This window comes from Methylosinus sp. LW3, from assembly GCF_000527115.1.
GTDB lineage: Bacteria > Pseudomonadota > Alphaproteobacteria > Rhizobiales > Beijerinckiaceae > Methylosinus.
The window spans coordinates 138,108-164,527 of the sequence record NZ_AZUO01000002.1; the positions used below are offsets into that span (position 1 = coordinate 138,108).

The window sequence follows — 26,420 nt, forward strand, 5'->3', positions numbered from 1 at the left end:
CGGCGTCTTCCTATCGGCCCTTCGACGCTGCCTGGCCGCTCAAGGACCAGTCTGTCCGCCGGCCTTCGAACGCTTCATCGCTTCGAGCTTGTCGCGGATCGGCTGAAATGGGCCAAATTTGTGCTGGGACAGAGAGAACCCGTCGACATAGGGTCCATATCCGGCGTCGACGAATTTCTCGACGCCGACGGGAAAATCCTTGTCTATGCCGACCTTGTGCGGCCGATCCATCGAAGCCATATACGCCGCTATGTCCCAAGCCTGCTCGACCGTCAGCGCCGGATGATCATAGGTCGCGCCGAAGGGCATGTTCGCGTGGATGAAATTCGCCGCGGCGATCAATCGTCCCATGCCGGCGCCGTCGTTGAAGCTGTCCAAACCCCATAACGGCGGAAACTCATAGCCCTCGGCGTCGCCGACGACGCCTCTGCGCTTGCCCAGTCCGTCGGCGCCGTGACATGCGGCGCAATTCTCGGCGAAGGCCTTCGCGCCCTCCTTCGGATCGGCCGGGCGCGTCAGCTCGGCCATTTGGCCAGCGCCGCGCCCTACTTTCTCCGCGCCGGTCGAAAGAAAAGCGATATAGGCGACGATCGCGTTCATCTCTTTGGAGTCGACGGGCAGAGGTCGACCGTCGAGGCTGCGTGTCAGACAGCCGTTGATGCGGTCCTGGATCGTTTCGATCGCGCCTTCACGCGCCGCATAGCGCGGATATTCGCGGAAGACGCCGACCAAAGGAAGCCCATGCGGCTTCGCGCCGGCTTCGAGATGACAATTCTGGCAAGACAGATTGTTGCCGGCGAATCGGCTCTGCGGATCGCGGCTCTCCGGTCCGATATGCTTATAAGTTTCGACGATGAGGGCTCGGCCCATTCGCACCGCGCGGCCCCAAGAATCGTCTGGGAGCCGGTCTATATCGGGCGCGATCCTGGCCGCATCTCGGGTCGGCGTTTCCGCCCGCTCGGCGGCGATCGCTTTTTCGGAAGCGCGGGCTGACGCCTCGATGAGTCCGACACAGGACAGAGCCGCCACTATGGCGAAGGCGCCGGCATTAGGACTATTCACTCTACCTCCTCGGCGCTCTTTTCTCGACTTTTCGCCGCCCCTCCGTCGCGGTCAGACGATGCGCGATCGTCGGGATCGCCGCCCCGGATCACTTTCTGGGATGAATGTCTTCGCGTGAAAAAATAGGCAACTAAATTTTCGATTAATGGGGCGCGCGAGCGCCGGTTGCGTCGCAAATTTTGTCTGCGGGCGCGACACGGGCGTCCGAGAGTGACGCGGCTCGGTCGCGGTAGGACGGGGGTTGCCCCACGCCCCCCCCCCCGGCGCCGGCGCGCGCCTTCAGGTCTTTGTGGATTTCGATGAGCTCGACGAGAGTTTCGATGCCGAAGTCGGTGAATGCAAGAACGCCGTCGTCTCCGATGCCGTAGACCCAGATGACGCCGTCCTCGGTGTCCATTTCGAGAGCGACGAGCGCGGATCGTATGCAGCGCATCGATTTGCGCACGGCGCCGAGGAAGGCGGCGCTGGCGTTTCCATCAGATGCCAGCGGTCGGCAACCTGAAGAGCGCCGGGAAGCGCCCTGCTGGCGGCGAGCGCAAAGCCGCCACCGCGATCTCGCGCGACAATGGCTATTTGCGGCTGTCCGGCGAGCCATGCCTGCGCTGTTGCCGGCTCCCGATCGGGTAACAGCTTGATCGGACGACGGCGCCCGAGATCGCAAATGATCGCCCCATAGCGCTGATTGCGTTTCCACGCCCAGTCGTCGATGCCGATTACGGTCGGCGGCGGCGGCGACGGCCGACCCCNGCGGCGCACGACCCGGAGCAGCGTATCGTTACTGACCGGCATCATGAGGCGCCGGGCTCGACCCGCAGCCGATCGGCTGCCGAGCGCGAGGGCCAGATGATGGACGACGTTTTCGAGGCGGGCGGTTCGTCGGGCGCGGGCCGCGATAATGTCATCACCGAACCGCTCGGTGAAAATGGATCGGCGACATGTCGGCGTCATGCAACGGAAGCGCCGCGCCGTCAGGGAGATGCGAACCACGCGCCCCGCGAGCGGCAAATCCGAAAGCCGTCTCGAGTAGTGGCTGTGAACGCGCCTGGAAATCGAACCACAGTCCGGACATGTCCTCGTCGCGGCGATGGCGCGCGCCTCGATCGTCGTCATCTCACCCTCAATCGAAACGCGGTCGACGCGGAACCCTGACGGAATGATTGCCGAAGGACGCAGAGCAGTCGTCATGGCGCTGATTCCCTGTGAAACCAGCGCCACCCGGCGCCGCAAGTGCATCAGAAGTGAGTCAGAGCCAAACTTGCACGCTGAATAACAGACGCCGCAGTAACGTAAAGCGCGTCGTCCTCAAGACGAGAGTTCCGATAGCGGAACTGTTCGAGCCGAGAATCAGATCGTCCTCTCAATGAACTGACGCGGTTGTGTCTTCAGCCTCGGCCGGACGGTTGCTGGTCGTGATCTCGGGAGAAACGAAAGATTGGTTTTGACCACGCGCGCGCATGGTGTGCGCGACGCTCTCGCCGTTCTGAGGCGCGCGGTCAATTCACGTCGGAGTCCTCCCGCGTCCCTGAACGAACTGGGTTTGAGAGACCGCTTCGTGACCGATCTGCATTTCCTCGTGCTAGCCAGCTTCTTAAAATATAATTTAATAAACATTCCAACTTAACATGCCGCTACGAGGCTAAATTCGTGTAAGCTGCGTTTGCTAGCATCACAAACGGTTCACAAATGCAAGCATTGCAACTATGCTTGCATAACAAGCCGATATTACGAGCGCATGTTGTGTATATAAATCACACTATATATGGTTATGCAGATATCATGCCATTATATTGTATTTGCGCGGACAAAACACCATAGGATGGCGACGTCATGGTAAACATCATCCTCGCGCTTGCAATCGCTTTTTCGACGACGGGCGGACAATATGCTCGGGCCGCTTGCCATCCACATCAGCGCTCTCGGCATCAGAAATGGATCCGGTTGCTCCGTGACGACGAACGCTCCGCTCATGCCGCCCAGCCCTCCGAGGTCGTAAACGAGCATATCCCTGGCGCTGGCGAGATCTTGGACAATGGCGGGGGCCGCTCAGAAGGCCAAGGACTGTCTATTCCTTGAGGATCGCCTTACTTTTCGGAACAGATTTGCGCCGACGGGTCCGCAATTTTTCGGTCGCGAAAAGAACGCGAGCCATTCTCCCGTTTCACCCGAAACGGGAGAATGCCGCGACGCGACGTCAGAGGTGATAATTCAGCCCGGCCCGAAGAACGTTCCCATTGATAGGAGCCTTCCAGGCGACGCTCGAGAGCCCCGCTTTATCGGCATAATACAGAGGGCCGATATTGGCGGTGTTCGCCGTTCCGAGATCGTAACGCAGATATTCCGTCTTGACGCTCCAAGAGGGGCTGAGCATCCATTCCAATCCGGCGCCGGCCGTCCATCCCAAACGCATGTCGACATAACCGACCAAGCCGTTGTTGCCGACGCCGAAGTTGAGAACCGGCGAACGAAGGGAACTAAAATAGCTCGGGTTGAGAACGGCTTCGCCGAACGCGAGGCCGCCCGTGCCATAGGCCAGAATGGTGGGCGTGACGAGATAGCCGAATCGGGCTCGGATCGTTCCGAGGTCATGCTGATTGCGTTGCGCCTGAAGGAAAGTCGCGTCGGCGCCCGATCCGCGCAACGAGTTGACGGTGCTGTTGCCGACCGTCAAGCCTTGCAGATCCACCTCGAACCCGACAAGCGTTTTGTCGCCCGGCTCGAGGTTATAACCGATCTGAACGCCGCCGATGAAGCCGTGACTGTCGAGATGGACATTGGGCGCCAGCGCGCCGGCCGCCGCCAGTGCGGCGAATCCGCCGGCGCCTCCATAAGTGAAGCTCGTCTCGGTGTCGCCGGCCCATGTGTAGCCGCCGTTCACACCGAGATAGAAGCCGCGCCAATCGGCGACAGGCGTGGCAGCGGCGGCGAGAGGACGCTTCAGCGCGCCGACCGGGGCGGCGGCGACAGTGGGTCCATGTTCACCGAGTTTCCAACGCATCGCCAGTGCGGCCTGCCAGGCGCGCGCCAGCTGAGGACCATTGAGATTCTGATAGATCGGGAGGCCGCCTTCGAGGCCGACGGAATAGCCCGGCGCCCCAAACAGCTTTCCATCGATATCGACCCCGCCGTAAATCTCGATCCTTTTGCCACCGTAATAATTCGGATTGGCGCTTTGGAGCTTTCCGCTCATCCAATAGTCTTTGCCGTCGATCGGGCTCTGAATGTTGAAATTCGCGCGCACGGTCGTCGTCAGGCCGGGGAGCCAGCTGTAGCCTCCCCAAATGTTCGCTTCCTGATAATGGCCCCACATATAGCCTTCATTATTGACCGCGAGGGGAAGGCGCGCGCGATATGAAGCGCCCCATGACCAGGGAGCGATCGCGCCGGCGTAGAGAACGCCCGGCAGAACATCGAATGTGCCGGTCCCCGATTGCATCCCATAGAACGCCCGACCGATGTTGTAGGTGCCGTCGGTCCTCGACACGACGCCGCCTTGGTTATAGGTGCTCGCGGTCGGGAACGACATTCCGAGATTGAGCTTGATCCGGTTGATCGGATCTTGATAGGCCCGCCAGACGACCGATGCGGTCATATCCTCGAGGCTATCCGTGCCGGGAAAGCTCATGCTGCGTGGCGTGACGCCGGACGCCCCGTCGAATGTCATCAGATGCGAGTGCTTCTCGACCATGCCGGCGGACAGCACGATCGAAAAATTCTTGGCGAAGCCATAGGCCAGGGTCACCGTCTGCGATTCGATGAACTGATATTGCGGGACGATGCGCAAGGTCGCGGCGAATGGATTCCAATACCAAGGAATCGTACCCGCGATATATTGCGAGGACACGCGTTTCGTGCCGATGAGCGAATTGGCGTTGGTGACGAACTTCGGAATGATCGAAAGCGTCACTCGACCGGGCTCCGGCAAATTGTCACCGAACACCCCGAGAGGCACAGGCGCCGAAGGCGCGTTTTCCGGTTCGGGCGCAGATCGAATTGCGGACTCTTGCCCGGCGTCGGCCGGTGTGGCTTGCGCGACCAACGCGCTCGCCGCGAGCGTGAGCAGCAGGGCGCTTTCATTTACGAGGTGGGAGCGGAATCTCGATCCATTTTTCATTTTCTCATCTCCGATCTAGCGGCGATGCGCCGATCGTTTGCCCGGCGATCCTCTGGGAGATTCCGACGAGCCTGCACGGCGCCATGCCGTAATATATTTCGTCACCATATCGACGAGAAGCCCGTTCTGCCGTTGAGAGCGCGACATCTGCGGATTTGTGACATGCAGTTGCAAATGTACAACAGGTATATATATTTCATCATTGCGCTTTTATTTTAGCCAATACGATATCTATATAAGCATTAATACGAACATTAGTGCGCACATACGCCATATCCCCAAATAGATACTATATATCTATTTGGGGATATGGCGTATGTGCGCGGTGGAAGCAACCGACCTACAGAGATTTGAACGTCATCCTACCTGCAGTCGCGTCTGCGATAACGATCCCTCGAAGATCGCTCGCTCGACGCTGACAATCGGGAAGCTACGTGTATCGCGGTCGACCTCTGCGCGAGCGCACCCACGATTTTCTAGCATAACCATGTATTGTAGCCTTGTGTCTAGTTATAACTGCGACAATTAGAGCGCGGCGTTACAGCATATAGCCCACGATTCCAGCCACAATAGATTCACAAGGCCATGAGCCGGCGCCACATTAAGTAGTGTATTACACAACGCGCTTCGCAAGCGTTATTAAAAAATAATTTAATATTTCTTCATTGGAGCGTCATTCGCTTGCCGTTAGTCCGGTGCCGGTTAAGTCGGGAGGTGCTCGGATGAAAAAAGTCATCAACACGGCAATGACAGTCGAATACTCGAGAAGCAGCAATGCTCGCCAGCGCCTCGCAAGAGATCCTCGCTCCGTCCTGCTGGCGGTATTGTTCACCTCGTGGAACTCTGTGGCTTCCGCCTCCGACACCGAAATGAGAGCGGAGATGGAAGCCTTGAAGGCGCAAGTCCGACGCCTTGAGCATCGCCTCGAATCGCAAACGAAAGATCGAAAAGGGACGAACCGCGAGGTGGAGCGCGTCACAAAGAGCGACGCGAGTTCTGCGAAATCGGATGCCTTATGGCCCGACGTGTTCCATTACAAGAATGTCACTCTCAAGCCCGGAGGCTTTTTCGAATTCGGCGCGGTGCATCGCGATCGATTTATGGGCGCAGACCTCGCGACGCCTTTCGGCAACATCCCTTACGCGAATAATCCGACCTCCCATGACGGCGAAACCAGATTCACGGCGCGCCGCAGCCGCTTCACTTTGCAAACCGACGCCAATCTCGACGACGAAACGCACGCGAGACTGTATTTCGCGGCCGACTTCCTCTCGGCGGCGCAAACTGCGAATCTCACGCAGAGCGACTCGTTCAATTTGCGCTTCCGTGAGCTCTACACGAGCCTGGACCGTTCCGATTACGGCCTCCACGTCTCCGCCGGTCAGATGTATTCTCTCGCATCGCTGAACTCCCGCGGCACAACTCCCGACGCATTTCTGGTTCCGCCGGTGATCGACGATCAGTATTTGCCCGGCTATACATGGTCCCGCCAGCCCGGCGTGCGCATCAGCAAAGATCTCCCATATGATCTGCAAATCGCCGTGGGCGCCGAGGCGGCTTACACGAACTTCGCGGCGCCGGGCATGAACTTTACCGGCACGGTGGCGCCCATTCCCGCAAATGGCGTGTCGCAAACGCTCCCGGGAACATATTATCCCGGCGCCTATTCCCAAAACCCGATCGGGGGGTCGCTCTATAACAGCCTCAATGCGGTCACCTTCAACCATGTTCCGGATCTGATGACGAAAGCGTCATGGGATCCGACGCTATTCGATCGTAAGATACACATCGAAGGCGGAGGCATGTTGCGAAACCTCAATGATCGCACCTTCGGCGGCAACCACGATGTTTGGGCGGGCAGCGGCTTCATCGGCGTGACGGTTCCGGTGATTCCGAAATTGGTCGATTTCCAATTGTCCGGCATCACGGGACGCGCCAACGGGCGTTACGGCTCGGCCTCGATCGCGGACGCCACTTTCGACTGGACGGGCGCGCCGCAACCCATTCACGAGCGTCAGCTGCTCGTCGGCGTGACGGTCCATCCGACTCCGAAAACAGATGTCTACGCCTTTGCGGGCGGTGAATTCGCCGGCGCCCAATATTCGACCGTCAGCCTGCCGAAAACGGCGTATCTCGCGGGCGGAGTCTATTCGTTCGGCTACGGAAATCCCGGCTTTGTGAACAGCGGCTGTAGCGTCGAGGGCTCTTACACCGGTGGTCCCTACGGGCTCATCGGCTCCTGCGTCGGACAGACCAAATCGCTACGCCAGCTGACAGGCGGCGTTTGGCATAATTTCTATGACGGCCCGGGCGGAAAAGTTCGCGTCGGCGCCCAATATTCCTACACGATCAAGGACTCGTTCATCGGCGTCGGAGGCGCGCCCAAGGCGACTGAGAATATGATCTTCCTGAGCCTCCGCTACATGCCGTTCAACTGAGAGCCCGCGTCCTCGCTCGCCCAGAGCCCCTGCCTCTCATGCAAAGCAATAAAAACGTCACGTTCACACATAGGCAAAGGGGCCTCGGTTTGAGCACGCGGCGCGATCGACGAACCAACGCCGCCCGGTCACGACCGGGCGGCTGAAACTCTCCTCCGCTTTCCCAAACGCTGATTGAAAGCCTGTTCCTCGCCGCCAGTCTTATCCCCGGCCATTTCATCGCCGGCACGCGCTGCTCAACGCCTAATTGGCGACCGCGCTGTCAATCGGGCGTCAAAATTCTTATGACCGTTTCAAGCGCTATCTGCGATCCACCCCGTCTCCTATGAGGCGAGGGCGAACATGTTCGGCGAGGCAGACACGTTACGCCCGCGTGATTTCGACGGTCCAACCGTTTCTCATTGGCAGGTTGGACGCCGCATTTACGGAAGCCTTCGTCGTAGGGGAGCCTCGGTCTGACACGCGGAGTTCGGTCGCGCCGCTCATAATTTCGGCGGAGGATTCCTTGAACGGCGCCGAAGCCCTGGCCGCTGCCTCGATGTCGTTGTGTGCGCGTTACGCGTCACTGGTCTTCGGTTCGACTTGTTGCGTGGATCGCCCATAATGAAAGCCGACGAGCTCGCGCGCGATGGCGGTGATCGCCTTCTTGCCGCACGCCAGCAGCATTCGGCGATATTGTGGGCACAAGCGGACCTGCGCTTTCCATGCGATTTCATGGATCGACATGAAAAGAAATGACGTCCGGCGTCATTGAAGCATGGGTGAGCTACATCGTCGTTCGTCTGCTCGACGATCCGAGCTTCAATGACCTTCTTGACCCGAATATTCTTCTTGATCCGCGCTCTTATTAAGCCTTTTCAAATTTCGTGGCATCCGCTTGCGGGTCGATTGCTCGACCTCCAGAACCCTTTCGAGCACGCTGATTGCTTGCTCGAACCAAAGCTGCGCTTCCGCAAGATGGCCTGTCGCGCAGAGCAGATCGCCGATATTGCTCAAGCACGTCGCCGTGTCCGGATGCGCGGACCCCATCGTCTTTTCGCAGGTCGCATAGACGCGCTCCAATATCAGCATAGCGTCCGTGTAAGCTCCCTTTTCGAACAGCGCCAATCCGAGCTTGTTCAAGGTCATCAACGTATGCAGATGCTCGGGACCGAGCAATGTCTCACGGATCGACAGCGCCTTTCGCAAAAACGGTTCGACCTCGCCGCCGCCACCATGCGTATGGAAGAGATCCGTGAACTGATCGAGGAACGCCGCTATGTCCTTTCGCGTCACATTTACAGCCTGCTCGCGGTATGCCAATGCGCGCTCGAGCAGCTTCGCCGCTTCTTTATGGTTCCCACATAAAACGTGAATAATGACACACCCGTCGAGGCAGGCGAGAACCTCGGGGTGCTGTTCGTCCAGCAGCTCGTTGAAAATCGCCAATGCGCGTTTGCTATAGATCTTCGCATCGACGCGCTCATTCAATGAGTGCAACACGATGGCCGCTTCAGCAAAGCGCTCGGCCACTTCGACTTTGTCCGTCCCTGCGTTCTCCTCGAAGACTACGAGCGCGCGTCGGAGGCTTTCTCTGCTTTCGTCCAAATCTCCTTGCTTGCCTTCGGTCAACGCCAGACGGAGCAGAATATCTACTTTATCGCGATGACCAGATTGCTTCGACGCCTCGCAGTCGCCGAGAGCGTCGAGGAGCAACACTTTCGAGCGCGCGTAGTCTTGCCGCTCGAAAGCGCGCGCCGCCTGATCCATGAGCTTCTTGGCGCCGATAAAAAGCCGTTCGACGCTGTTCGGATTTGGCGCGCTCATCGGCCCTTCCGCATCTATCTTCGAATGATCCGGCGTATAGGCGAATTTCGAGCGAATATCGGAACTCATGATGACCCCATCAGGCATTGTGAGCGTAGATCGTCCCTGACGGCAGAGGCCGCATCGCGCATTGGCGAGGGAAATAGCGATCTACCGCTATGCTCCGTCACCCGTTTCGACGGACCTAGACCTTCTGAGCCGGCCGACGTTTCCTTCCGAAAGCCGACGCCTACAAGAGGGGTCGCGTCGGACACGCTGTTCAGCACAAGCCGCAGCTCGACTGCTCGCGCACTCTGGCGTCACTCGCTCCCCCGACGCGCGCCGCCGCCAAAACAGGTCGTATTCGGCTCTGTCTAGGCATATGCTTTCCTAGCAAACCCCCTCGCTGCGGGTTATTAAAAAAAAATTTAGTCGGGCCGCTCTGCCGATCGCTCTCAATTCTCTGATCTCTAATTTCTTTTTTATATTTGATTGCTTGCAGCCTGGCTGCTTTGGGCCGACATTCACCCACGGGAAAAGAGCGCTTTTCCTTTTGCTGTCGGGTCTCGAACTGGCGTTGCGAATGAACCGCAAATCCTCACAGAGGCCTCACCTCAACGGGCCGTGTGGCTCCGCCATCATTACGATCCATCATCGGAGTTCCGCCCGGTATGCAAGCTGCTATGCTCGGTATCGTTCGCGTCGCCCTACAACGTCCATACACATTCGTCGTCGCCGCTCTTCTCATATTGATCTTCGGCGTGAAGGCATGGAGGTCCACGCCGACCGACATCTTTCCGAACATCGGCATTCCCGTGATCAGCGTGGTGTGGACCTATAATGGCCTGCCGCCTGAAGACATGTCCGGTCGTATCATATATTTCTACGAGCGCGCGCTGAGCGCTCAGGTCAACGACATTCAGCATATCGAGTCGCAGTCTCTAGCGGGATACGGCATCGTCAAAGTCTACTTCCAGCCCACCGCGAGAATCGACACGGCTCTGTCGCAGGTGACGGCGGCGTCGCAGACTGTCCTGAAGTTTCTTCCGGCCGGAATTACGCCCCCCTACGTGCTGACGTTCAACGCTTCTAGCGTTCCGGTCATCCAGCTCGCGCTATCGAGTCGAACTTTGTCCGAGACACAATTGTTCGATTATGCGCAAAACTTCATTCGGCCGCAGCTCGCGACCGTGGCCGGAGCCGCCGTTCCCTCTCCCTATGGCGGAAAGGTTCGCCAAGTTCTGGCGGATATCGATCCACGTAAGCTGCAATCCTACGGGCTGTCGGCGCAGGACGTCGTCGACGCGATAGCGCGCCAGAATCTGATATTGCCCGTCGGCACCCAAAAAATCGGAGTCTATGAATATGTCGTGTCGTTGAACGACGCTCCTCGGCAGATCGAGGAGCTCAACGATCTCCCTATCAAGGCGGCCGATGGCGCAATTGTCTTCGTAAGAGATGTCGCGTTTGTCCACGACGGAAGCCCTCCGCAGACGAACGTCGTTCGCGTCGATGGCGGAGCGGCGGTCCTCTTGGCCATCCAAAAGTCCGGCTCGGCTTCGACATTGGACGTCATCAATGGCGTGAATTCCTTGCTGCCGAAGATTCGCGAAGGGTTGCCGTCAGAAATCCAGCTCGTCGCCGTCGGCGACCAGTCTACATTCGTCAACTCCGCTGTCTCGAGCGTCATTACCGAAGGTCTGATGGCGGCCACGCTGACGGGGCTTATGATCTTGCTGTTTCTGGGTAGCTGGCGTTCGACCATCATCATCATCACTTCGATTCCGCTGGCGATCCTGTCCTCCATTGTCGCGCTTTCGCTCGTCGGCGAAACGATCAATGTCATGACGCTCGGTGGATTGGCGCTGGCGGTCGGAATTCTCGTCGATGATGCGACTGTCACCATCGAAAACATCAATGCGCATCTCGAGCAAGGCAAAGCGATCGAGGATGCGATCATGGACGGAGCTCGCCAGATCATTATCCCGGCGACCGTCTCTCTGCTATGCATCTGCATTGTGTTTCTTCCTATGTTCGGCCTCGGCGGCGTCGCCGGCTACCTCTTCAGGCCGATGGCGGAAGCGGTCCTCTTTGCGCTGCTCGCTTCTTACGTCCTTTCGCGGACGCTCGTCTCGACTCTCGCGCACTACCTGCTCTCAACCCCGGTCAACCATCACGAACGAGCCTCGCGATCGGCCAATCCGCTCGCGCGTGTCCAGCAAGCTTTCGAGCGCCGCTTCGAAGCGGTTCGGGCGCAATACAAGCGATTTCTCGATTCAGCTCTGTTGCGGCCACGCGCCTTCGTCACCGCCTTCATGGCGGTGGTCCTTTCCTCTTTCGTTCTGACGCCAGTCCTCGGACGTAATTTTTTTCCCACCGTTCAGGCCGGGCAGCTGAAGCTGCATCTTCGGGCGCCGACCGGCGCTCGGATAGAAGAGACGACGAAAATCTGCGACAGAGTCGAGGGGGCGATCCGCCAATTCATTCCACCTTCCGCGCTCGAGTCGATTGTCGACAACGTCGGACTGCCGATCAGCGGCATCAATCTCGCGTACGGCAACTCCGGAACGATCGGCGCTGCAGACACGGACGTCATGATCACGCTCCGCGAGGGCCAAGAGCAGGAAACAGAACATTACGCCGAGCTCCTCCGAGAACGGCTTCCGAGACTTTTCCCGGGGGTTTCTTTCGCTTTTCTCCCGGCAGACATCGTGACGCAGATTCTCAACTTCGGATTGCCGGCGCCCATCGATGTGCAGATCAGCGGGACCAATGTCGACGCCAACCGCGCGTACGCGGAACAGCTGTTTCGCAGGATCGCCAAAATTCCTGGCATCGCGGACGCGCGCATTCAGCAAGCCTTCAACACGCCCACTCTCAACGTCGATGTCGACCGGCCAGCCGCCTTCGACGTCGGACTGACGGAACGTGATATCGCGGTGACTCTGCAGGTGAACTTAGCGGGAAGCGTGCAAACGGCGCCGACGTTTTGGCTCAATCCGAAGAATGGCGTTTCTTATCCTATCGTCGCGCAGACGCCACAGATGTGGCTGAATAGCATGGATGCGCTGCGGACGACGCCGATGTCGTCCTCCAAAGGCCCGCAAATCTTGCAAGGCGTGGCCGACATCTCCCGCGGGCAGAGCGCGGCGGTCGTCTCGCACTATAATGTTCAGCAAGCGATCGACATCTACGCTAGTGTTCACCGACGCGATTTGGGAGCGGTCGCGGACGACGTCCAGAAAATTCTCGACGAGATGGCGGCGCAACGTCCCGCGGGCTCGACTGTCGCGTTGCGCGGACAGGTCTCGACCATGACGGCGACCTATGCGCAGCTCTATAGCGGGCTCGCTCTCGCTATCGTGCTCATCTACCTTCTGATCGTCGTAAATTTTCAGTCTTGGCTCGACGCCTTCGTCATAGTGTGCGCGCTTCCCACAGCATTGGCGGGGATCGTCTGGGTCCTGTTCCTGAGCTTTACGACGTTGTCTGTTCCGGCCTTGACCGGGGCGATCATGTGCATGGGCGTCGCCACGGCGAACAGCATTCTGGTGGTGAGCTTCGCCCGCGGCCGCTTGGCGGAAGGGGCCGAAGCGTTGACGGCAGCGGTGGACGCCGGATTTTCCCGCTTCAGACCGGTCTTGATGACGTCGCTCGCGATGATGATTGGCATGGCGCCCATGGCGCTCAGCGCCGAGCAAAATGCGCCTCTCGGACGCGCGGTGATCGGAGGACTCATGTGGTCGACGGTCGCGACGCTTGTCCTCGTTCCTGTCGTTTTTTCGCTTATCCACTCTGAAACACGCGGCTCGAGGACATCGGATGAGTAATGAACCCATATGGATATCGGATCGGCCTACACATGTCTCGGCAACCGCGCCGATGACCATGGGACGACGCATGCTGTGGCCGATCCTCGGCGCGCTGATGGCGGTGGCGTTGGGCGCATGCGGCATAGCTCTGCGCTGGCGCGAAGAAGCGCGACTGGCGGATTGGACGCAGAGGCAGGCTGCGCCTTCGGTGCAACTGGCTACGATCAAGGCGGCGAGTGGCGGGCAAGCGTTGATCCTGCCCGGAGAAGTCAAGGCGTTCAACGAGGCGCAAATTCGCGCGCGGGTGAGCGGCTATTTGAAAAGCTGGAACTACGACATCGGCGCTCGCGTGAAGGCGGACGCGGTCCTCGCGACGATCGACGCTCCGGAGCTGGATCAGCAATATGAGCAGGCGAAAAGCGAGTTGGAAAAAACGGAGGCGCAAGCGCGGCTTGCCAAATTGACATCGAAGCGATGGGCCGCGCTACGCGCTTCCGCCGCGGTGTCGCAACAGAGCGTTGACGAAAAGGGAGGGGAAGTCGACACGAGATTGGCCGATGTCGCTTCCGCTCGCGCGAATATGGATCGGCTGAAGGCGCTGAAAGGCTTCACCTCGATCACAGCCCCATTCTCCGGCATTGTGACGGCGCGAAAAATCGACGTGGGCGTATTGGTCGGCCCGGGAAACCCGATCGAGCTCTTCGACATCGCCGACATTCATCAGATGCGCGTCTATGTGCGCGTTCCGCAATCTTTCGCGAACCGTATCAAGCAAGGGATGACGGCGACCTTGACGCTTTCACAATATCCCGACCGGAAGTTCGACGCTTCCGTGGTCGCCACCTCCGACGCAATCGCCGGAAGCTCGCGGACGCTGCTCGTTCAGCTGCTCGTGGACAATAGCAATGGCGCGCTATTGCCCGGCTCGTTTACCGAGGTTCATTTTCAGATTCCTGAAGACCCCAACGTCATCCGAATTCCCGCGACCGCTCTGCTGTTCCGGCGCAACGAGCTGCGGGTAGCCACGATCGGGACGGGCAACAAAGTTTCGTTCAAGAAACTTTTTGTGGATCGAGATCTGGGGACCGAGGTTCTGGTGACGTCCGGCGTCAAGGCGACGGATAAGATCATCGACTATCCGTCCGAATTGCTGAGAGACGGCGATGTCGTCGAGATTTCGCAGCCGACGGTCGACGGCCAGGAAGCGTCGTCGGTCCGCGGAGAGCGGAGAAAATGAATGTTCGTTCTGGGCTGCTGCCGATGCTGTCCTTTCTGACCGTTGCCCTTTCTGGCTGCAGCTTCGCACCGGACTATTCCCCTCCTGACGTGGAAACGCCGGCAAAATTCAAGGAGAACAAATCGTGGGCCGAAGCACGCCCGCGCGACGACCAGTCGAGAGGACCCTGGTGGCGCGTCCTGAACGACAGAACGCTGAACGAGATCGAAGCGCAAATCGACACCGGCAGTCAGAGCTTGGCGGCGTCTGTCGCCTTACTGGATCAGTCACGCGCCTTTGCGGCAAAAGCCGAAGCCGGGCTTATGCCGACGATCGATTTCAGCAACAGCTATTCGTCGAACAAGCAATCTGCGCATCGACCGCTTCGAAACTCCAATCGCGTGGCGTCGCCGCAAGGACTCGAGCAGGCGCTGATCGATGGCCGGCCATTCGATCAGCCATCCCATTACGGAAACAATTTGCTGAGCCTGCAATCGAGCTACGAGGTCGACCTTTGGGGAAGGGTCAGAAATTCGATCGCATCGCGAGAAGCGCAAGTGCAAGCGAGCGCGGCCGATCTCGAAACGATCCGTCTCAGCCTTCAGGCGGAAGTAGCGCGCGACTACGTGGCGCTGCGAACCGTCGACAGCGAGATCGCCCTATATGATCACGTCGTCGCAAGCTATGCGTTGGCGCTCGATCTCACGAAGACGCTTGTAAAAGGCAATGTCGGCGCCCCTTCCGATGAGCCACGGGCGATGGCGCAGCTCGAGGTCGCGCGCGCTCGTCGAGCCGAGCTCGAAGCGAAGCGGGCAATGTATGAACACGCGATTGCGACACTCGTCGGCAGAGCCGCATCTTCGTTCTCGATTCGACCTTCGTCTCGATCCAATGCTCAGCCGACGATTCCCTCGGCCGTTCCGCTCACCTTGCTCGAGCGCAGGCCCGACGTCGCCGCCGCCGAACGACGAGTGGCGGCGGCGAATGCGACGATCGGTGTGGCGAGGGCCGCGTTTTTCCCGCGGCTGACGATCAATCTTTCGGGCGGAACGCAGGACACCGGCCTCAGTCTGCTCAATTTCAAAAACAGCGTTTGGTCGGTTGGCCCGGCGATCACCCTGCCGATTTTCGACGGCGACGCACGCGTCGCCGAGTTGGACGCTTCGAAGGCCAGTCATGCTCACGCCGTCGCCGAGTACCGGGAGACCGTGCTGCGAGCCTTCCAAGAGGTCGAGGACAGTCTCTCGAATTTGCGCTGGCTCGCCAAGCAAGAGAAAAGCATCGGCGCGGCCGTGGCGTCGACTCAAAAAGTTCTCGACATCTCGCTCGTCCTCTATCGAGACGGCGCCACCAATTATCTCGATGTGATCACAGCGCAGACAGCGGCACTGGATGCGCGAGACGCTTTGCTGAGCCTCAAAGGGAAGAGGCTCCAGGCGGCGATTGCGCTGATGCTCTCGCTCGGTGGCGGCTGGTCGTCCGCCGACCTTCGGCATTTCGACAATCCGCTGACTGCCGCTCTGTCCAGCAATGGGAAAACGGGAGGCGAGCCATGACGGCTCGGTTACGCTCGCAGCCGCGCTGCGACAGCTGCGCTTTTTGGAGGCGTATGGAGAGAGACGGTGGCAGCTGCCACCGACGCGCTCCGAGCACGAGCAGTAGCTGCGACGAAGTCGCGCATTGGCCGCGCACCCACGCAGACGATGCATGTGGCGAATGGAGCCCAGATCGTCCAATCGCGGCCTTATCCTGTGGAGATTGTGTCCACTGGCGACATCCGAAGCAAGGAATAAACCCACTCGATCGCAAAGATCAGCTGCAGGACTGGTGGGCGCACGCCGGGCACTGCATTCGCACTGCGCCGTCGCCGGACGCCCAGCCGGGCAACAGGGCCTTCTGGCGCGCAACTCATGAAAGTGACGGCTGCTACGACGGCGAGGCCCGCTGATCTGCGGGTTCGGCGCAATTTGGCGTGCGCTCGATATTCGGCATTCATATGTAAACGCAACACAGGCCTACGTATGAAAACGCATAGAGTTGCATATGACATGCCATGGAGCGCCAGAATGACGCGATACGATCATCTATGTAAATATTGGTTACGGCCATGTCTAAGCAATATCCTGGCTTTGACCATGCCATTCGCCGCGCAATGCGCGGCGACGGGGCGCACATGTGATTAGATATTTTGTTTGTGTAGCGGTATGTCGCATGTTACGTAGCTTATTCTTTGGCATCGAAAGAGCGATGTCGCCAGTGCAATGCCGAGCCGTCTTCCCCCGACAGCGTCCGGGACAGCGCCAATGCGACGTCTGGGAAGCGGCTCCGCGAGCGCCAGTGATCGTGGAAGGGGACGAAAAGCGTTGAGCGTCGATAAAGCTTCGCAGCCAGGCTTCTCGCCGCGCGCCAAAGTGCTGCTCGTCGAAGACGACGAGGAGCTCGCGGGCGCTATTATCGACGCGCTGGCAAAGCGACAATATGAGGTCCTGCATATCTGCAACGGAAGCGAAGGCCTCTCCAAGGTCGGCGAGGGAGGCTTCGACATCCTCGTCATCGATCGCATCTTGCCCGAAGTCTATGGAATCAACATCGTTCAGGAGCTACGCCGACAAAATTTCAACGTTCCGGTTCTCATTATCAGCGCGCTAGACGCCGTCGACGAGCGAGTTCTCGGTCTCGAGGCTGGCGCAGACGACTATTTGATCAAGCCATTCAGTCTCGAGGAGCTGGGAGCGAGGGTCGATGCGCTGCTGCGAAGACCGTTGCAGAGCAGCGCCACCAAGCTTCAAGTCGGCCCGCTGACGCTCGATTTGCTGCGACGCACGGCGTTTCGCGGCGACGAAAAGATAGAGCTGTCGGCACGCGAGTTCCAACTGCTCGAATATTTCATGTCGAACGCCGGCCGGCTGGTGACGCGGCAAATGCTGCTCAAGGATGTATGGAAATTCCACTTTGTGCCGCAAACCAACGTCGTCGACCAGCATATCAGCAAGCTGAGGCACAAAATCGAAGGGGGAAGCACCAGCCGATTTTTCCTCAATGTCAGAGGTCAGGGACATATATTTGACCACCACGGCTAAAATATCCTGGCCATCGTTCCGCCGAGCGATCATGGCCGTGATCGCTTACGTCATGGGTACATTCGTGCTATTTGGCTTTCTGTATTGGAACTTATCGACCTGGGAAGTTGGACGATTTCGCTCCCTTTTGGAGCTTCAGGCATTGGGAATTTCCGCGTATCTCGAAGGACAGAAGAACCTGAGCCTAGAGGACAAGGCCTATAATCAGGCCTATCGATTGTCTGTATCTGGCCTGTTCGAACGCGATGGGTCTTACGCGCAAGGGAATCTGCACGAGATTCCATCGAGCCTGCTTTTAGATGGCAAGGCGCATCTCATACTCGACCCGAATGTGCGCTCTAAACGCGGTTTTGCGACACAGACCCTCTTCGTTGGAACGCGGCTTCCCGATCAGCGGATTCTCGTGATCGGCCGAGAAACGCCCGAGGTCGCCGTTCTCGAAGAGGCCGTGAAGCGCGTCTTTATGGAGGGCGTTTTTCCGTTCTCGCTCGTCGCTTTGATGATCGGCGCCTTCAGCAGCCGTAAGATGAGTGGGCGGCTCAGAGCAGCCCAGCAGCAATTGGACGAGATCAAAAGAGGCGCCTTGCACGAGCGCTTGACGATCAGCAATTCGAACGACGAATTGGACAGCTTGGCGCATTCTGTGAACGAGATGCTCGCTCAGCTCGAGGCGGCGATGCACGAGCTGGAACACGTCGGCAATAATATCGCCCATGACTTGAGAACACCGCTTGGCCGCGTACGAGCCCACCTCGAGCAAGTGCAGTCCGATTTTGTCTTGCCTCTCGAAGCGCAAGGCCGGATCGAGCAAGCGCTGAACAACCTGGATCAGAGCTTGAATGCGACTACGGCGTTGCTTCGTGTGGCTCATTTCGAAGCTGGATCGACCGATACGCACTTCAGCGAATTCGACGTTTCCGAAATGTTGCAAGAGCTGGTCGAGCTCTACCAGCCTGCGGCCGAATGCAAGGCGATAGAGCTCGTCGTTCGGAATGAGACGGAAGAATTTGCTCGCGGCGATCGGGACTTGTTGCTGGAGGCGTTCGCGAATTTGATCGACAATGCCGTCAAATTCACTCCAGAGCGAGGGATGGTCGAAATCCGCGTGATGAGCACGTTACAGGGGCCGATCGTCGAAATTCATGACTCCGGCCCCGGTATACCGGCCAATCAACGAAACCAAGTCTTCAAGAGATTTTACAGATCTCGGGAGACGAGACACGCCGCAGGCAGCGGACTCGGCTTGACTCTGGTTGCCGCAATTATTCGGCTCCATGGGTTCGAGGTCGAAATCAAAGACGCCGACCGGGGCTGCGCTTTCCTGGTCCAACTGTTCCGAAGAACACGATAGCGCAACGATCAGCGCGACAGAGTAGGTCTCGTCGACACGCGACGATCCTCCGCTTGGCGCGCGACGCAGTTCCATCGCTTTTCGCACTCGGGAACATAGCGTCGGACTCGGCGCATGACGGCCGCAAAGACTCGGCCCTGTCCCGATGCGCGGACATGCGACATTCACGATTGCCGGCACGGCTTCGCGACAGCCGGTCGATGAGCATCGATTTGTTCGGCTTCTCATGGCTGCGTTGGGCTTCGAGCCTCGTCGCCTGAGCCCACAGCCGACTTTTCCAGAGGCAGCGTGAAGCTGAAGATCGCTCCACCTTCCGGATTGGCTTCGGCCCAAATCTTTCCGTAATGCGCTTCGACGATGTTGCGTGAAATCGACAATCCCACGCCTATCCCGCGCGCCTTCGTCGTGACGAAAGGTTCGAACAGCTTCACCTTGATCTCGTCCGGCACGCCGGGACCGGTGTCGGCGACATCGATGCGGATCATTTCTCCCGCGACCGAGGACGTCGAAATCGTCAACTCGCGCTTATCCGACGCGCTCATCGCATCGATCGCGTTCCGCATCAGATTGATCAGGACCTGCTTGATCTGCACCTTGTCCACGAGCGCGCGATCGTCCTTCGCATTCAAACGAATTGTTCCACGGACTCCGGACTGTTTCGCAGTCGGGAGGGTGAGCTCATAGGCCTCCTCGATCAGCTTATGCACGCTCGAGAAGGTTTTCTTCGGCTCGTCGCGGGAGACGAATTCTCGCAAGTGATCGACCACCTGCGCGGCCCACATCACCTGCTCGACAGCGCTTCCCAAAATGCTTTCGATGCTCGCCGGGCGCCGCTCCGACGGTATTTTCAACGAGCGCTGCGCCGCATGGAGATAGGTCGCGGCCGCCGAGAGCGGCTGATTGATCTCATGGGCGAGGCCCGTGCCCATTTCCTTCATGGAGATCAATCGGTCTGCTTGCAGTTTTTGCACCTTCTCTTCGGAGCGCGTCGTGGTGGTCACATCGATGAAGGTCGCCACGACTCCGTCGATTTGTTGAGAGCCTCCACGATAAGTGGTGAGGCGGGCGAGATAATAGGGCGCATCGACGTCGTTCTTGTGCACGCGCCGCTCGATCGAGGTCCCGCTTTCCAGCACCTCGAGAAGGTCGGCGGTCAATTCGGGGTAGTCGAGCTTCGCCGCGAGGTCGGTGAGCGGTCGCCCGGCGTCCGAAGGGATGATGTTGAAGATTTGAGACGCCGCAGGCGTGAAGGTCCGGATGACGAGATTACGATCCATGAAGATCGTCGCGATGCGAGTGCTCGCGAACACGTTCCTCAGATCGCTGTTGGCTCGGTCCAGATCGTCGATCTTGCTTTCCAGCTCATGGTTGACGGTCCTCATCTCCTCGTTGAGCGATTGCAGCTCTTCCTTCGAGGATTCGAGCTCCTCATTGGTAGACTGCGTCTCCTCATTCATCGAGATCAGCTCTTCATTCGCTGATTTCAATTCCTCGAGAGCCGTCTCATATTCCTCGATCGTCGCCTGAAGCCGTTCGCGGGTCTCGAACAGCTCGCCTTCGAGCCGCATCGCGTCGCCTGCCGGCTCGGTCGGAGAGGTCGACATCGTGTCCGCTGTCGATGGTTCTCTCGCTTGGAACAAAATCAAGAAAAGCGCCTTGCCGCCCTCCCGGTCCAGCAGGGGCTCGGCAGTCAGCGAGACGAGTTCCGTGTGGTCGTTATCGGCTTCTACTTTTACGTTTTGACGCGTCGCTGTCCGGCGTGTCTCGATCGCCTCGCGCAGCACGCTGCGCAAATCGAGGCGCAGACCTTTGCGCGCCATCGCGAAGATCTGACGATCGGGCGCTCCGGGCGCCGCTTCGAGATATTTGCCCGTTCGGGCGGAAAAATGAACGATGTCGCCGTCCTCGGTCACGACGACATGCGGAGGCGCGAATCCTTCGGCGACGCGCGCCTCCACGCTGCGCCGCAATTGTGATGCGGATCCGGCGCTGGTCTTGCCGGACGCAGGAGCCGGGTAGGAGATAGCGCGCAAGCCAGCCATGAAATGCGGCATGCGCACGCGCCGGCCGGGATCGCGCGCCTCGAACAGGCAATGCTTCTTGTCGATCGGTGCAAAGAGGTCGGAGAATTGGCCGACGCTCTCGGACATACCGAGAAAAAGAATCCCGCTGGCTCGGAGGGAATAGTGAAAGATGGGAATCACTTCCCTCTGCACATCCGCGCCGAGATAGATGAGCAGATTGCGACAGGACACCAGGTCCATGTGCGAGAAAGGCGGATCGCGCAGAATGCTGTGCGGAGAGAAGACGCAGAGGTCGCGAACCGCCTTGACGACGACATAGCTGCCGGACTCGGCGGTAAAAAAGCGTTTGCGTCTCTGGTCCGAGACCCCGTCCATCAGCGCAAGGGGATAGCGGGCGGCGCGCGCGATCGTCAGAGCCGCGTCATCGATATCGGTCGCGAAAATGGTCACGCGCGGGGCGACTCTCAATCCGTCCATATGCTCGCGAAGAGTGATCGCGATCGAATAGACTTCTTCGCCGGTGGAACAACCCGGAACCCAGACCCGCACCGTGTCGGCCGCTCCTTTTCCCTCGAACAGCCGCGGAACGGCGCTTTCTCGGAGCGCGTCGAATGCGTCCGAATCGCGAAAAAAGCTCGTGACATTGATCAGGAGGTCGCGAAAGAGCGCCGTCGCCTCTTCGGGAGCCTCGCGCAGGCGCTCCACATAGTCGGCGATCTGTTCGCATTGCTGGATATGCATGCGGCGACGGACCCGGCGCATGAATGTCTTGGTCTTGTAGCCGCTGAAGTCGTGCCCCGCAGAATCACGCAGGATCGAATAGATGGCTTGGCGCGCCTCGAGAACGACGCCGCTGTCGTCGTTCATTCGCCGATCCGAGGCGAGATCGTCCGGCTCGTCGAGATCGCGTATGATCTCGACGAGCTTTTCCGCCATCGCATCGACCGGAATCGCAAAATCGACCAGTCCGCTGGCGATGGCGCTGCCTGGCATTCCAGCAAATCCCGGACCCGACCCATCGCTCGCCTGCGCCATGGTGACGCCGCCGTGCTCCTTGATCGCCTTGATGCCGAGAACGCCGTCGCTGCCGCTCCCCGACAGGACGACCCCGATGGCGGTTTCGCCGCGGTCGCGAGCGAGCGCGCTGAAGAATACGTCGATAGGCGATCGCTCGTGATGGGCTGGGTCGGTCGCTATCAGCCGAAGCCGCCCGGAGGCGATCGTCAGGACCGTCGCCGGCGGAATAACATATATCTTATCCTTCTCGAGGCGCTGACCGTCGCGAGCGACCTCGACGCTCATTTTGGCATGGTGCCCCAAAATATCCGTGAGCAGGCTCTTCCGATCCGGAGCCAAATGCATGATGACGACGAAGCTCATGCCTGGATTGGCGGGCATGGTGCGGAACAGACTCTCCAGCGCTTGGATGCCGCCCGCGGAAGCGCCGACGCCTACGACTGGAAACGATATGTCCGGGTTCATCGGCAGCGCCTTTCGCCTCGGCTCTATATGCGCTTCGAGGCGTTCGATGTCACGCTGATCAGTAACGTAGCAATGCCGAGCAGCCTATTTCACGGGCGAATATATCATATTTCACGAGGAGGAGCGGCTGACGGCGTTCCTTCGTCAGCGGCAGCGGCGGCATGAGACGCGCCCGCAGGGTAAACAAGAACGCCGCCGACCTCAGCCGCTCCGCTCGAGCGAAGCCCTCGATGAATATCGTCGACGGCGTCGAAAGAACCAAGAAACGTCACCGCTCACGTTGACCGGATGGCGCCGATCCAGTCTCACCGCCCTACGTACTGCAGGCGGGTCTTGCCGGCAGGCTGTCGAAAAGGTCCATCGGAAATACGATCGAGCTTTAGCGATAGCGAGATGAAATATACGCGTCGTCGATGCAATCATGCGGAGAGAAATTGGACCGCGAAGCGGTTATGAGGGAGATGATATGGGCGAGTTCAAGATCAAGGTAGCGCGCATCGAGGCCGCGGCGCCGAATGAGAAAGGAGACCGTGTTCAGATAACATTCGAGGTCGAGCGCGAGCCTTTGGTTTTCCAAATCCCGATTCTTCTCGAGATGAAAGAATTTGACGATACTGAAATGGTTCAGGTCGCGAAGAATGAGCTACATCGAACATTCGACGAATTGACCAATCAGACCGAGAAGTGGACACTGAGTGTGGAGGACGTGCAGCAGCTTTCTAATATCAGCTTGCGTCCAAAGACATGATGCCTTGGTGGGACACACGAGCGCCTAGCGTGGGCTCCGATCGAGGCGGATCAAATTCGTAAGCGGCGAAAGAGTTTGCGCATTATGAAGGTTTGAAGATGTCGGCGCAGGTTTCGAGGGCCGCATCAGAACGGCGACGGTTCGCTCGGCGCTCTTGCGCCAATACGCCTTCAGCTTGGAAAGCCTGCGATTACGGGTTCTTCACGCGAGTCGACGCCTCCAGCGTGAACTCGGGACAAGCGTCGGTGGGGTCCGCCGACGCACGCGGCGCGCCATCGAGAAGGCGCGCCGCGCGCAGGCGCTCATTCCGGCAGGGTGAACACTGTGAGCACGCCGCCGAGCGCCGTATAGTTCGACAGACTACGATAATTGCCCACGGCGCCGAGACCGTCGCTGCTCTTCGTCAGTCCCGCCGCGAGGCCGATGCCGGCCCAGCCGCCGACGCCCGAAAGCACGGCGACATATTGCTTTCCGCCGACCTCATAGGTGATCACATTGCCGATGATGCCGGAAGGCGTCTTGCGCCGAAACAGCTCCTTGCCCGTCTTCGTGTCGACGGCCTTCAGATAGCCCTCGAGCGTGCCGTAGAAGGTCACGCCGCCATCCGTCGTGACCGCGCCCGACCAGACGGAGAACTGCTCCTTGTTCGCCCACACGATCTTGCCGGTCTTGGCGTCCCAGGCGATGAAATTGCCCGTATGCGTCTCACCCTTGTCGCGATCGGCGGGGAACATCTCGACGGTGGCGCCGACATAGGGCTGTCCGGCCGAATAGCTGACCCGGAACGGTTCGAAATCCATGCAGACGTGATTGGTCGGCACGAGGAAGAGGCCCGTATTCGGGTCGTAGCTCGCTGGCTGCTCGTCCTTGGAGCCGAGCGTCGTCGGACAGGCGCCGCGCGTCGTCTCGTCCTCGCCATGCGCCTCGGTCGAGAAGCGCTCGTCGAGGATCGGACGGCCATAGGTCTTCGACGTTTTGTCGAGATCGATCTTCGTGGCCCAATTGACGGCGGGATCGAATTTCGCGGCGACGAGCAATTCGCCACTGACGCGATCGAGCGTGTAGCCGAAGCCGTTGCGGTCGAAATGAACGGCCGTCTTGCGCTTTTTTCCGTCGATCTCTTGATCGACGAGCAGCAGCTCGTTGACCGCGTCATAATCCCATTGGTCGTGCGGCGTCGTCTGATAGACCCATCTTGCCTTGCCCGTGTCGAGATCACGCGCCCACAAAGTCATGGACCAGCGATTGTCGCCAGGGCGCTGAAGGGGATTCCATGTCGAGGGATTGCCGGAGCCGTAATAGACGAGATTGAGCTCTGGGTCGTAGCTGTACCAGCCCCATGTCGTGCCGCCGCCGAGCTTCCACTGATCGCCTTGCCAAGTGTTGATCCCGGAGTCCTTGCCCACCGGCTTGCCGAGATGCGTTGTCTTCTCGGGGTCGATCAACGTGTCGTCGTCCGGCCCGGTCGAATAGCCGCGCCACAATAGCGCGCCGGTCTTCACATCATAGGCGGAGATATGGCCGCGCACGCCATATTCGCCGCCGGCGTTGCCGACGAGCACCTTGTTCTTGAACACATGCGGCGCGGCCGTGGAGGTCTCGCCCTTCGACGGATCGCCGAATTTGACGGACCAGATCGGCTTGTCCTTGCCCTCGCCGGAAGACGCGCCCGTCGCTGCGTCGAGCGCGACGAGAGTCGTGTCGGCTTGGGCGAGGAAGATCTTGCCGTCGCCATAGGCGAGTCCACGATTGACCGTGTCGCAGCACATCACAGGAACGACGGAAGCATCCTGCTGTGGCGCGTATTTCCAGAGCACCTTGTGCTCTGGATCTCTCAAATCGAGCGCATAGACATTGTTGGGAAACGGCGTGTGCAGATACATCACGTCGGTGACATAGGCTGCTTTCGTCGTCTTGCCGTCTTTCTCGATGACGGCGGGAATCGTCACATCGTGAATGACCAGCGGAGCGCCCTCGTGTCCGCGCAAGACGCCGGTCGAGAATTGCCAGTCGACTGCGAGCTTATGCACATTCGCCGTGGTGATCTGCTTCAACGCCGAATGCCGAAGATTGGCGTAATCGCCTGTCGGCGACACCCATTGGCGCGCGTCCTTCTGCAGGTCGAGCAGCGTGTCCGCAAAGGCGCCGCTCGCCGCGAGCGCAAGCGCGCCGATCGAAATCGACAGTCGAAGTTTCCTCATCTGCATTTCATTTCCTCCGCAGCCGGCTATTTTCTCGTTTGCCCTTCATGCGCGGCGGACGGCGCCGAGCCCGGGAAGCCGTGCGCCATCCGCCGCGCGCTCATGCAGCGGTCGCATGCAACGCCGCTCGAAGATCGATATTCATCGAATGGGCGTGGCGCGCCAGATCACGAACAAGGGACGCGCTTCCGATTGTCGCAAATTTGCGACAGCTGCGGCTGTCGTCCGTCATCGAGCGGCGCTCGGCGCCCTATGCTCGGCGTGAAACGATTCCAAAATGACGAGAGTGGGCAAAAGTCGGGCGCTCGATGCAAATCCGCCGACGCCAGCGGAGCTGGCTTCACGCGTCGAACACGAGATCGAGATGCGCTTCGAACAAATCGCCGATGTCCAGAGGGTGGGCGCGATCGAGCAGACCATTGTGAATGATCGCGAACCAGATCGGCGCGATGAGCAGATGAGGATAGTCTTCGAGCTCGGGACGGCGCAGCTCTCCTCTGGCTCGCGCGGTCGCGGCCAAATCGCGGATCTGCTTCAAGAGCGGCTCGAACATCGCGCGGCGGTAGATCTCCGTCATCTCCGGAAAGCGCGCGCCTTCGACGAGCACGAGTCGCGCGATGGCGGCGCGACCATTGCGCTCGATCTCGCGTATCGACACGAGCATGGTGCGCCGTATGAATGTCGACACCGGCTCGTCGGGGCGGCGATTGGCGGGGTCGGCGTCGATCAACGCTCCTGCGATCTTCTCCCGCACCACCGCTTCGAACAGCGCCTCTTTGGCCGGAAAGTATCGATAGGACGTACCCTTGGCGACGCCCGCGCGTCTTGCGACGCCGTCCATCGTCGTGTCGGCGTAGCCATTCTCGAGAAACTCCCCGAGCGCGGCGTCGATGATGACGCGGCGCGTCTGCGCGGTCTTCTCCGGGCTCGGCCCTCTACCGGCCCGCCGCGGCTCCACGCTCTTCGTGGGCTTTGTCGGTCGCTTCGCCATTCTTCTCGTGTCTTTCCGCCGGATCATGGCTTGACATAAAATGACCAAGTGGTCATTTTTATCGAAACCCCGGCCAGACGCAAGCGCTTCGCTGCGGTCGCCGACGCTTCCGGAACCCC

The 26,420-nt window shown here is 59.4% G+C and carries 13 protein-coding genes and 3 pseudogenes; 8 read left to right on the forward strand and 8 right to left on the reverse strand.

Annotation, left to right across the window (positions count from 1 at the left end; genetic code table 11):
- Nucleotides 1-39 precede the first annotated feature (39 nt).
- The 3 genes and pseudogenes from METLW3_RS0120795 to METLW3_RS27085 form a co-directional block, all read right to left on the reverse strand.
- Nucleotides 40-978: pseudogene (locus METLW3_RS0120795) on the reverse strand (c-type cytochrome); the annotation flags it as partial.
- Nucleotides 979-1,593: 615 nt separating this feature from the next.
- Nucleotides 1,594-2,295 (reverse strand): annotated as a pseudogene (locus METLW3_RS29150) (ISL3 family transposase); the annotation flags it as partial.
- Between the two features lie 958 nt (nucleotides 2,296-3,253).
- Nucleotides 3,254-4,966, reverse strand: coding sequence for an outer membrane beta-barrel protein (locus METLW3_RS27085; protein ID WP_198022813.1), 1,713 nt, complete (start codon nucleotides 4,964-4,966; stop codon nucleotides 3,254-3,256).
- Between the two features lie 1,307 nt (nucleotides 4,967-6,273).
- Here METLW3_RS27085 and METLW3_RS0120830 point away from each other — a divergent pair.
- Nucleotides 6,274-7,611: a hypothetical protein gene (locus METLW3_RS0120830; RefSeq protein WP_134188215.1), complete on the forward strand. Its 1,338-nt coding sequence runs from the start codon at nucleotides 6,274-6,276 to the stop codon at nucleotides 7,609-7,611.
- A 555-nt stretch (nucleotides 7,612-8,166) separates the two neighbouring features.
- On the opposite strand, the pseudogene METLW3_RS29155 reads toward METLW3_RS0120830, so the two are convergent.
- Nucleotides 8,167-8,325, reverse strand: a pseudogene (locus tag METLW3_RS29155) (IS110 family transposase); the annotation flags it as partial.
- 87 nt (nucleotides 8,326-8,412) lie between these two features.
- Nucleotides 8,413-9,504, reverse strand: a complete 1,092-nt coding sequence (locus METLW3_RS0120840; RefSeq protein ID WP_064032266.1) for a tetratricopeptide repeat protein — start codon at nucleotides 9,502-9,504, stop codon at nucleotides 8,413-8,415.
- Nucleotides 9,505-10,079: 575 nt separating this feature from the next.
- On the opposite strand from METLW3_RS0120840, the gene METLW3_RS0120845 reads away from it, so the two are divergent.
- The 5 genes from METLW3_RS0120845 to METLW3_RS28410 all read left to right on the forward strand — a co-directional run bounded on the left by METLW3_RS0120845 (nucleotide 10,080) and on the right by METLW3_RS28410 (nucleotide 18,855).
- Nucleotides 10,080-13,226: an efflux RND transporter permease subunit gene (locus METLW3_RS0120845; protein ID WP_024881730.1), complete on the forward strand. Its 3,147-nt coding sequence runs from the start codon at nucleotides 10,080-10,082 to the stop codon at nucleotides 13,224-13,226.
- A gap of 70 nt (nucleotides 13,227-13,296) precedes the next feature.
- Nucleotides 13,297-14,445, forward strand: a complete 1,149-nt coding sequence (locus METLW3_RS0120850) for an efflux RND transporter periplasmic adaptor subunit (RefSeq protein ID WP_051592391.1) — start codon at nucleotides 13,297-13,299, stop codon at nucleotides 14,443-14,445.
- 23 nt (nucleotides 14,446-14,468) lie between these two features.
- Nucleotides 14,469-15,980 carry an efflux transporter outer membrane subunit gene (locus METLW3_RS0120855; protein ID WP_198022815.1) on the forward strand — a complete coding sequence of 504 codons (1,512 nt, stop codon included), beginning with the start codon at nucleotides 14,469-14,471 and terminating at the stop codon, nucleotides 15,978-15,980.
- Between the two features lie 807 nt (nucleotides 15,981-16,787).
- On the forward strand, nucleotides 16,788-17,504 hold the full coding sequence (locus tag METLW3_RS0120860) for a response regulator transcription factor (protein ID WP_024881733.1): 717 nt from the start codon (nucleotides 16,788-16,790) through the stop codon (nucleotides 17,502-17,504).
- 31 nt (nucleotides 17,505-17,535) lie between these two features.
- On the forward strand, nucleotides 17,536-18,855 hold the full coding sequence (locus METLW3_RS28410) for a HAMP domain-containing sensor histidine kinase (protein WP_024881734.1): 1,320 nt from the start codon (nucleotides 17,536-17,538) through the stop codon (nucleotides 18,853-18,855).
- 224 nt (nucleotides 18,856-19,079) lie between these two features.
- On the opposite strand, the gene METLW3_RS26070 is transcribed toward METLW3_RS28410, so the two are convergent.
- The gene (locus METLW3_RS26070) at nucleotides 19,080-21,746 is read right to left on the reverse strand and encodes a CheR family methyltransferase (protein ID WP_245267465.1); all 2,667 of its coding nucleotides are present in this window, start codon (nucleotides 21,744-21,746) and stop codon (nucleotides 19,080-19,082) included.
- Between METLW3_RS26070 and METLW3_RS29160 the strand changes: the two genes are divergently transcribed.
- Together METLW3_RS29160 and METLW3_RS0120880 are read left to right on the forward strand one after the other, a co-directional pair.
- Nucleotides 21,708-22,526: a hypothetical protein gene (locus tag METLW3_RS29160; RefSeq protein WP_245267466.1), complete on the forward strand. Its 819-nt coding sequence runs from the start codon at nucleotides 21,708-21,710 to the stop codon at nucleotides 22,524-22,526. The genes METLW3_RS26070 and METLW3_RS29160 overlap by 39 nt on opposite strands.
- Before the next feature lie 301 nt (nucleotides 22,527-22,827).
- Complete coding sequence (locus tag METLW3_RS0120880) at nucleotides 22,828-23,109, forward strand: hypothetical protein (RefSeq protein WP_024881737.1); 282 nt, start codon at nucleotides 22,828-22,830, stop codon at nucleotides 23,107-23,109.
- Between the two features lie 302 nt (nucleotides 23,110-23,411).
- Here METLW3_RS0120880 and METLW3_RS0120885 read toward each other — a convergent pair whose 3' ends face one another.
- Together METLW3_RS0120885 and METLW3_RS0120895 are read right to left on the reverse strand one after the other, a co-directional pair.
- Nucleotides 23,412-25,310 (reverse strand): methanol/ethanol family PQQ-dependent dehydrogenase, encoded by a 1,899-nt coding sequence (locus tag METLW3_RS0120885; RefSeq protein ID WP_024881738.1) that lies wholly within the window; start codon nucleotides 25,308-25,310, stop codon nucleotides 23,412-23,414.
- Between the two features lie 340 nt (nucleotides 25,311-25,650).
- The gene (locus METLW3_RS0120895) at nucleotides 25,651-26,301 is read right to left on the reverse strand and encodes a TetR/AcrR family transcriptional regulator (RefSeq protein WP_245267467.1); all 651 of its coding nucleotides are present in this window, start codon (nucleotides 26,299-26,301) and stop codon (nucleotides 25,651-25,653) included.
- Nucleotides 26,302-26,420 lie beyond the last annotated feature (119 nt).

What these genes read in the sequence shown, in the direction of transcription:
- METLW3_RS0120830 (WP_134188215.1), top strand. Translation starts at nt 6,274, where the DNA reads ATGGGCGCAGACCTCGCGACGCCTTTCGGCAACATCCCTTACGCGAAT.
- METLW3_RS0120840 (WP_064032266.1), bottom strand. Translation starts at nt 9,504, where the DNA reads ATGCCTGATGGGGTCATCATGAGTTCCGATATTCGCTCGAAATTCGCC.
- METLW3_RS0120845 (WP_024881730.1), top strand. Translation starts at nt 10,080, where the DNA reads ATGCTCGGTATCGTTCGCGTCGCCCTACAACGTCCATACACATTCGTC.
- METLW3_RS0120850 (WP_051592391.1), top strand. Translation starts at nt 13,297, where the DNA reads ATGCTGTGGCCGATCCTCGGCGCGCTGATGGCGGTGGCGTTGGGCGCA.
- METLW3_RS0120855 (WP_198022815.1), top strand. Translation starts at nt 14,469, where the DNA reads ATGCTGTCCTTTCTGACCGTTGCCCTTTCTGGCTGCAGCTTCGCACCG.
- METLW3_RS28410 (WP_024881734.1), top strand. Translation starts at nt 17,536, where the DNA reads ATGGCCGTGATCGCTTACGTCATGGGTACATTCGTGCTATTTGGCTTT.
- METLW3_RS26070 (WP_245267465.1), bottom strand. Translation starts at nt 21,746, where the DNA reads ATGAACGACGACAGCGGCGTCGTTCTCGAGGCGCGCCAAGCCATCTAT.
- METLW3_RS0120880 (WP_024881737.1), top strand. Translation starts at nt 22,828, where the DNA reads ATGGGCGAGTTCAAGATCAAGGTAGCGCGCATCGAGGCCGCGGCGCCG.
- METLW3_RS0120885 (WP_024881738.1), bottom strand. Translation starts at nt 25,310, where the DNA reads ATGAGGAAACTTCGACTGTCGATTTCGATCGGCGCGCTTGCGCTCGCG.
- METLW3_RS0120895 (WP_245267467.1), bottom strand. Translation starts at nt 26,301, where the DNA reads ATGGCGAAGCGACCGACAAAGCCCACGAAGAGCGTGGAGCCGCGGCGG.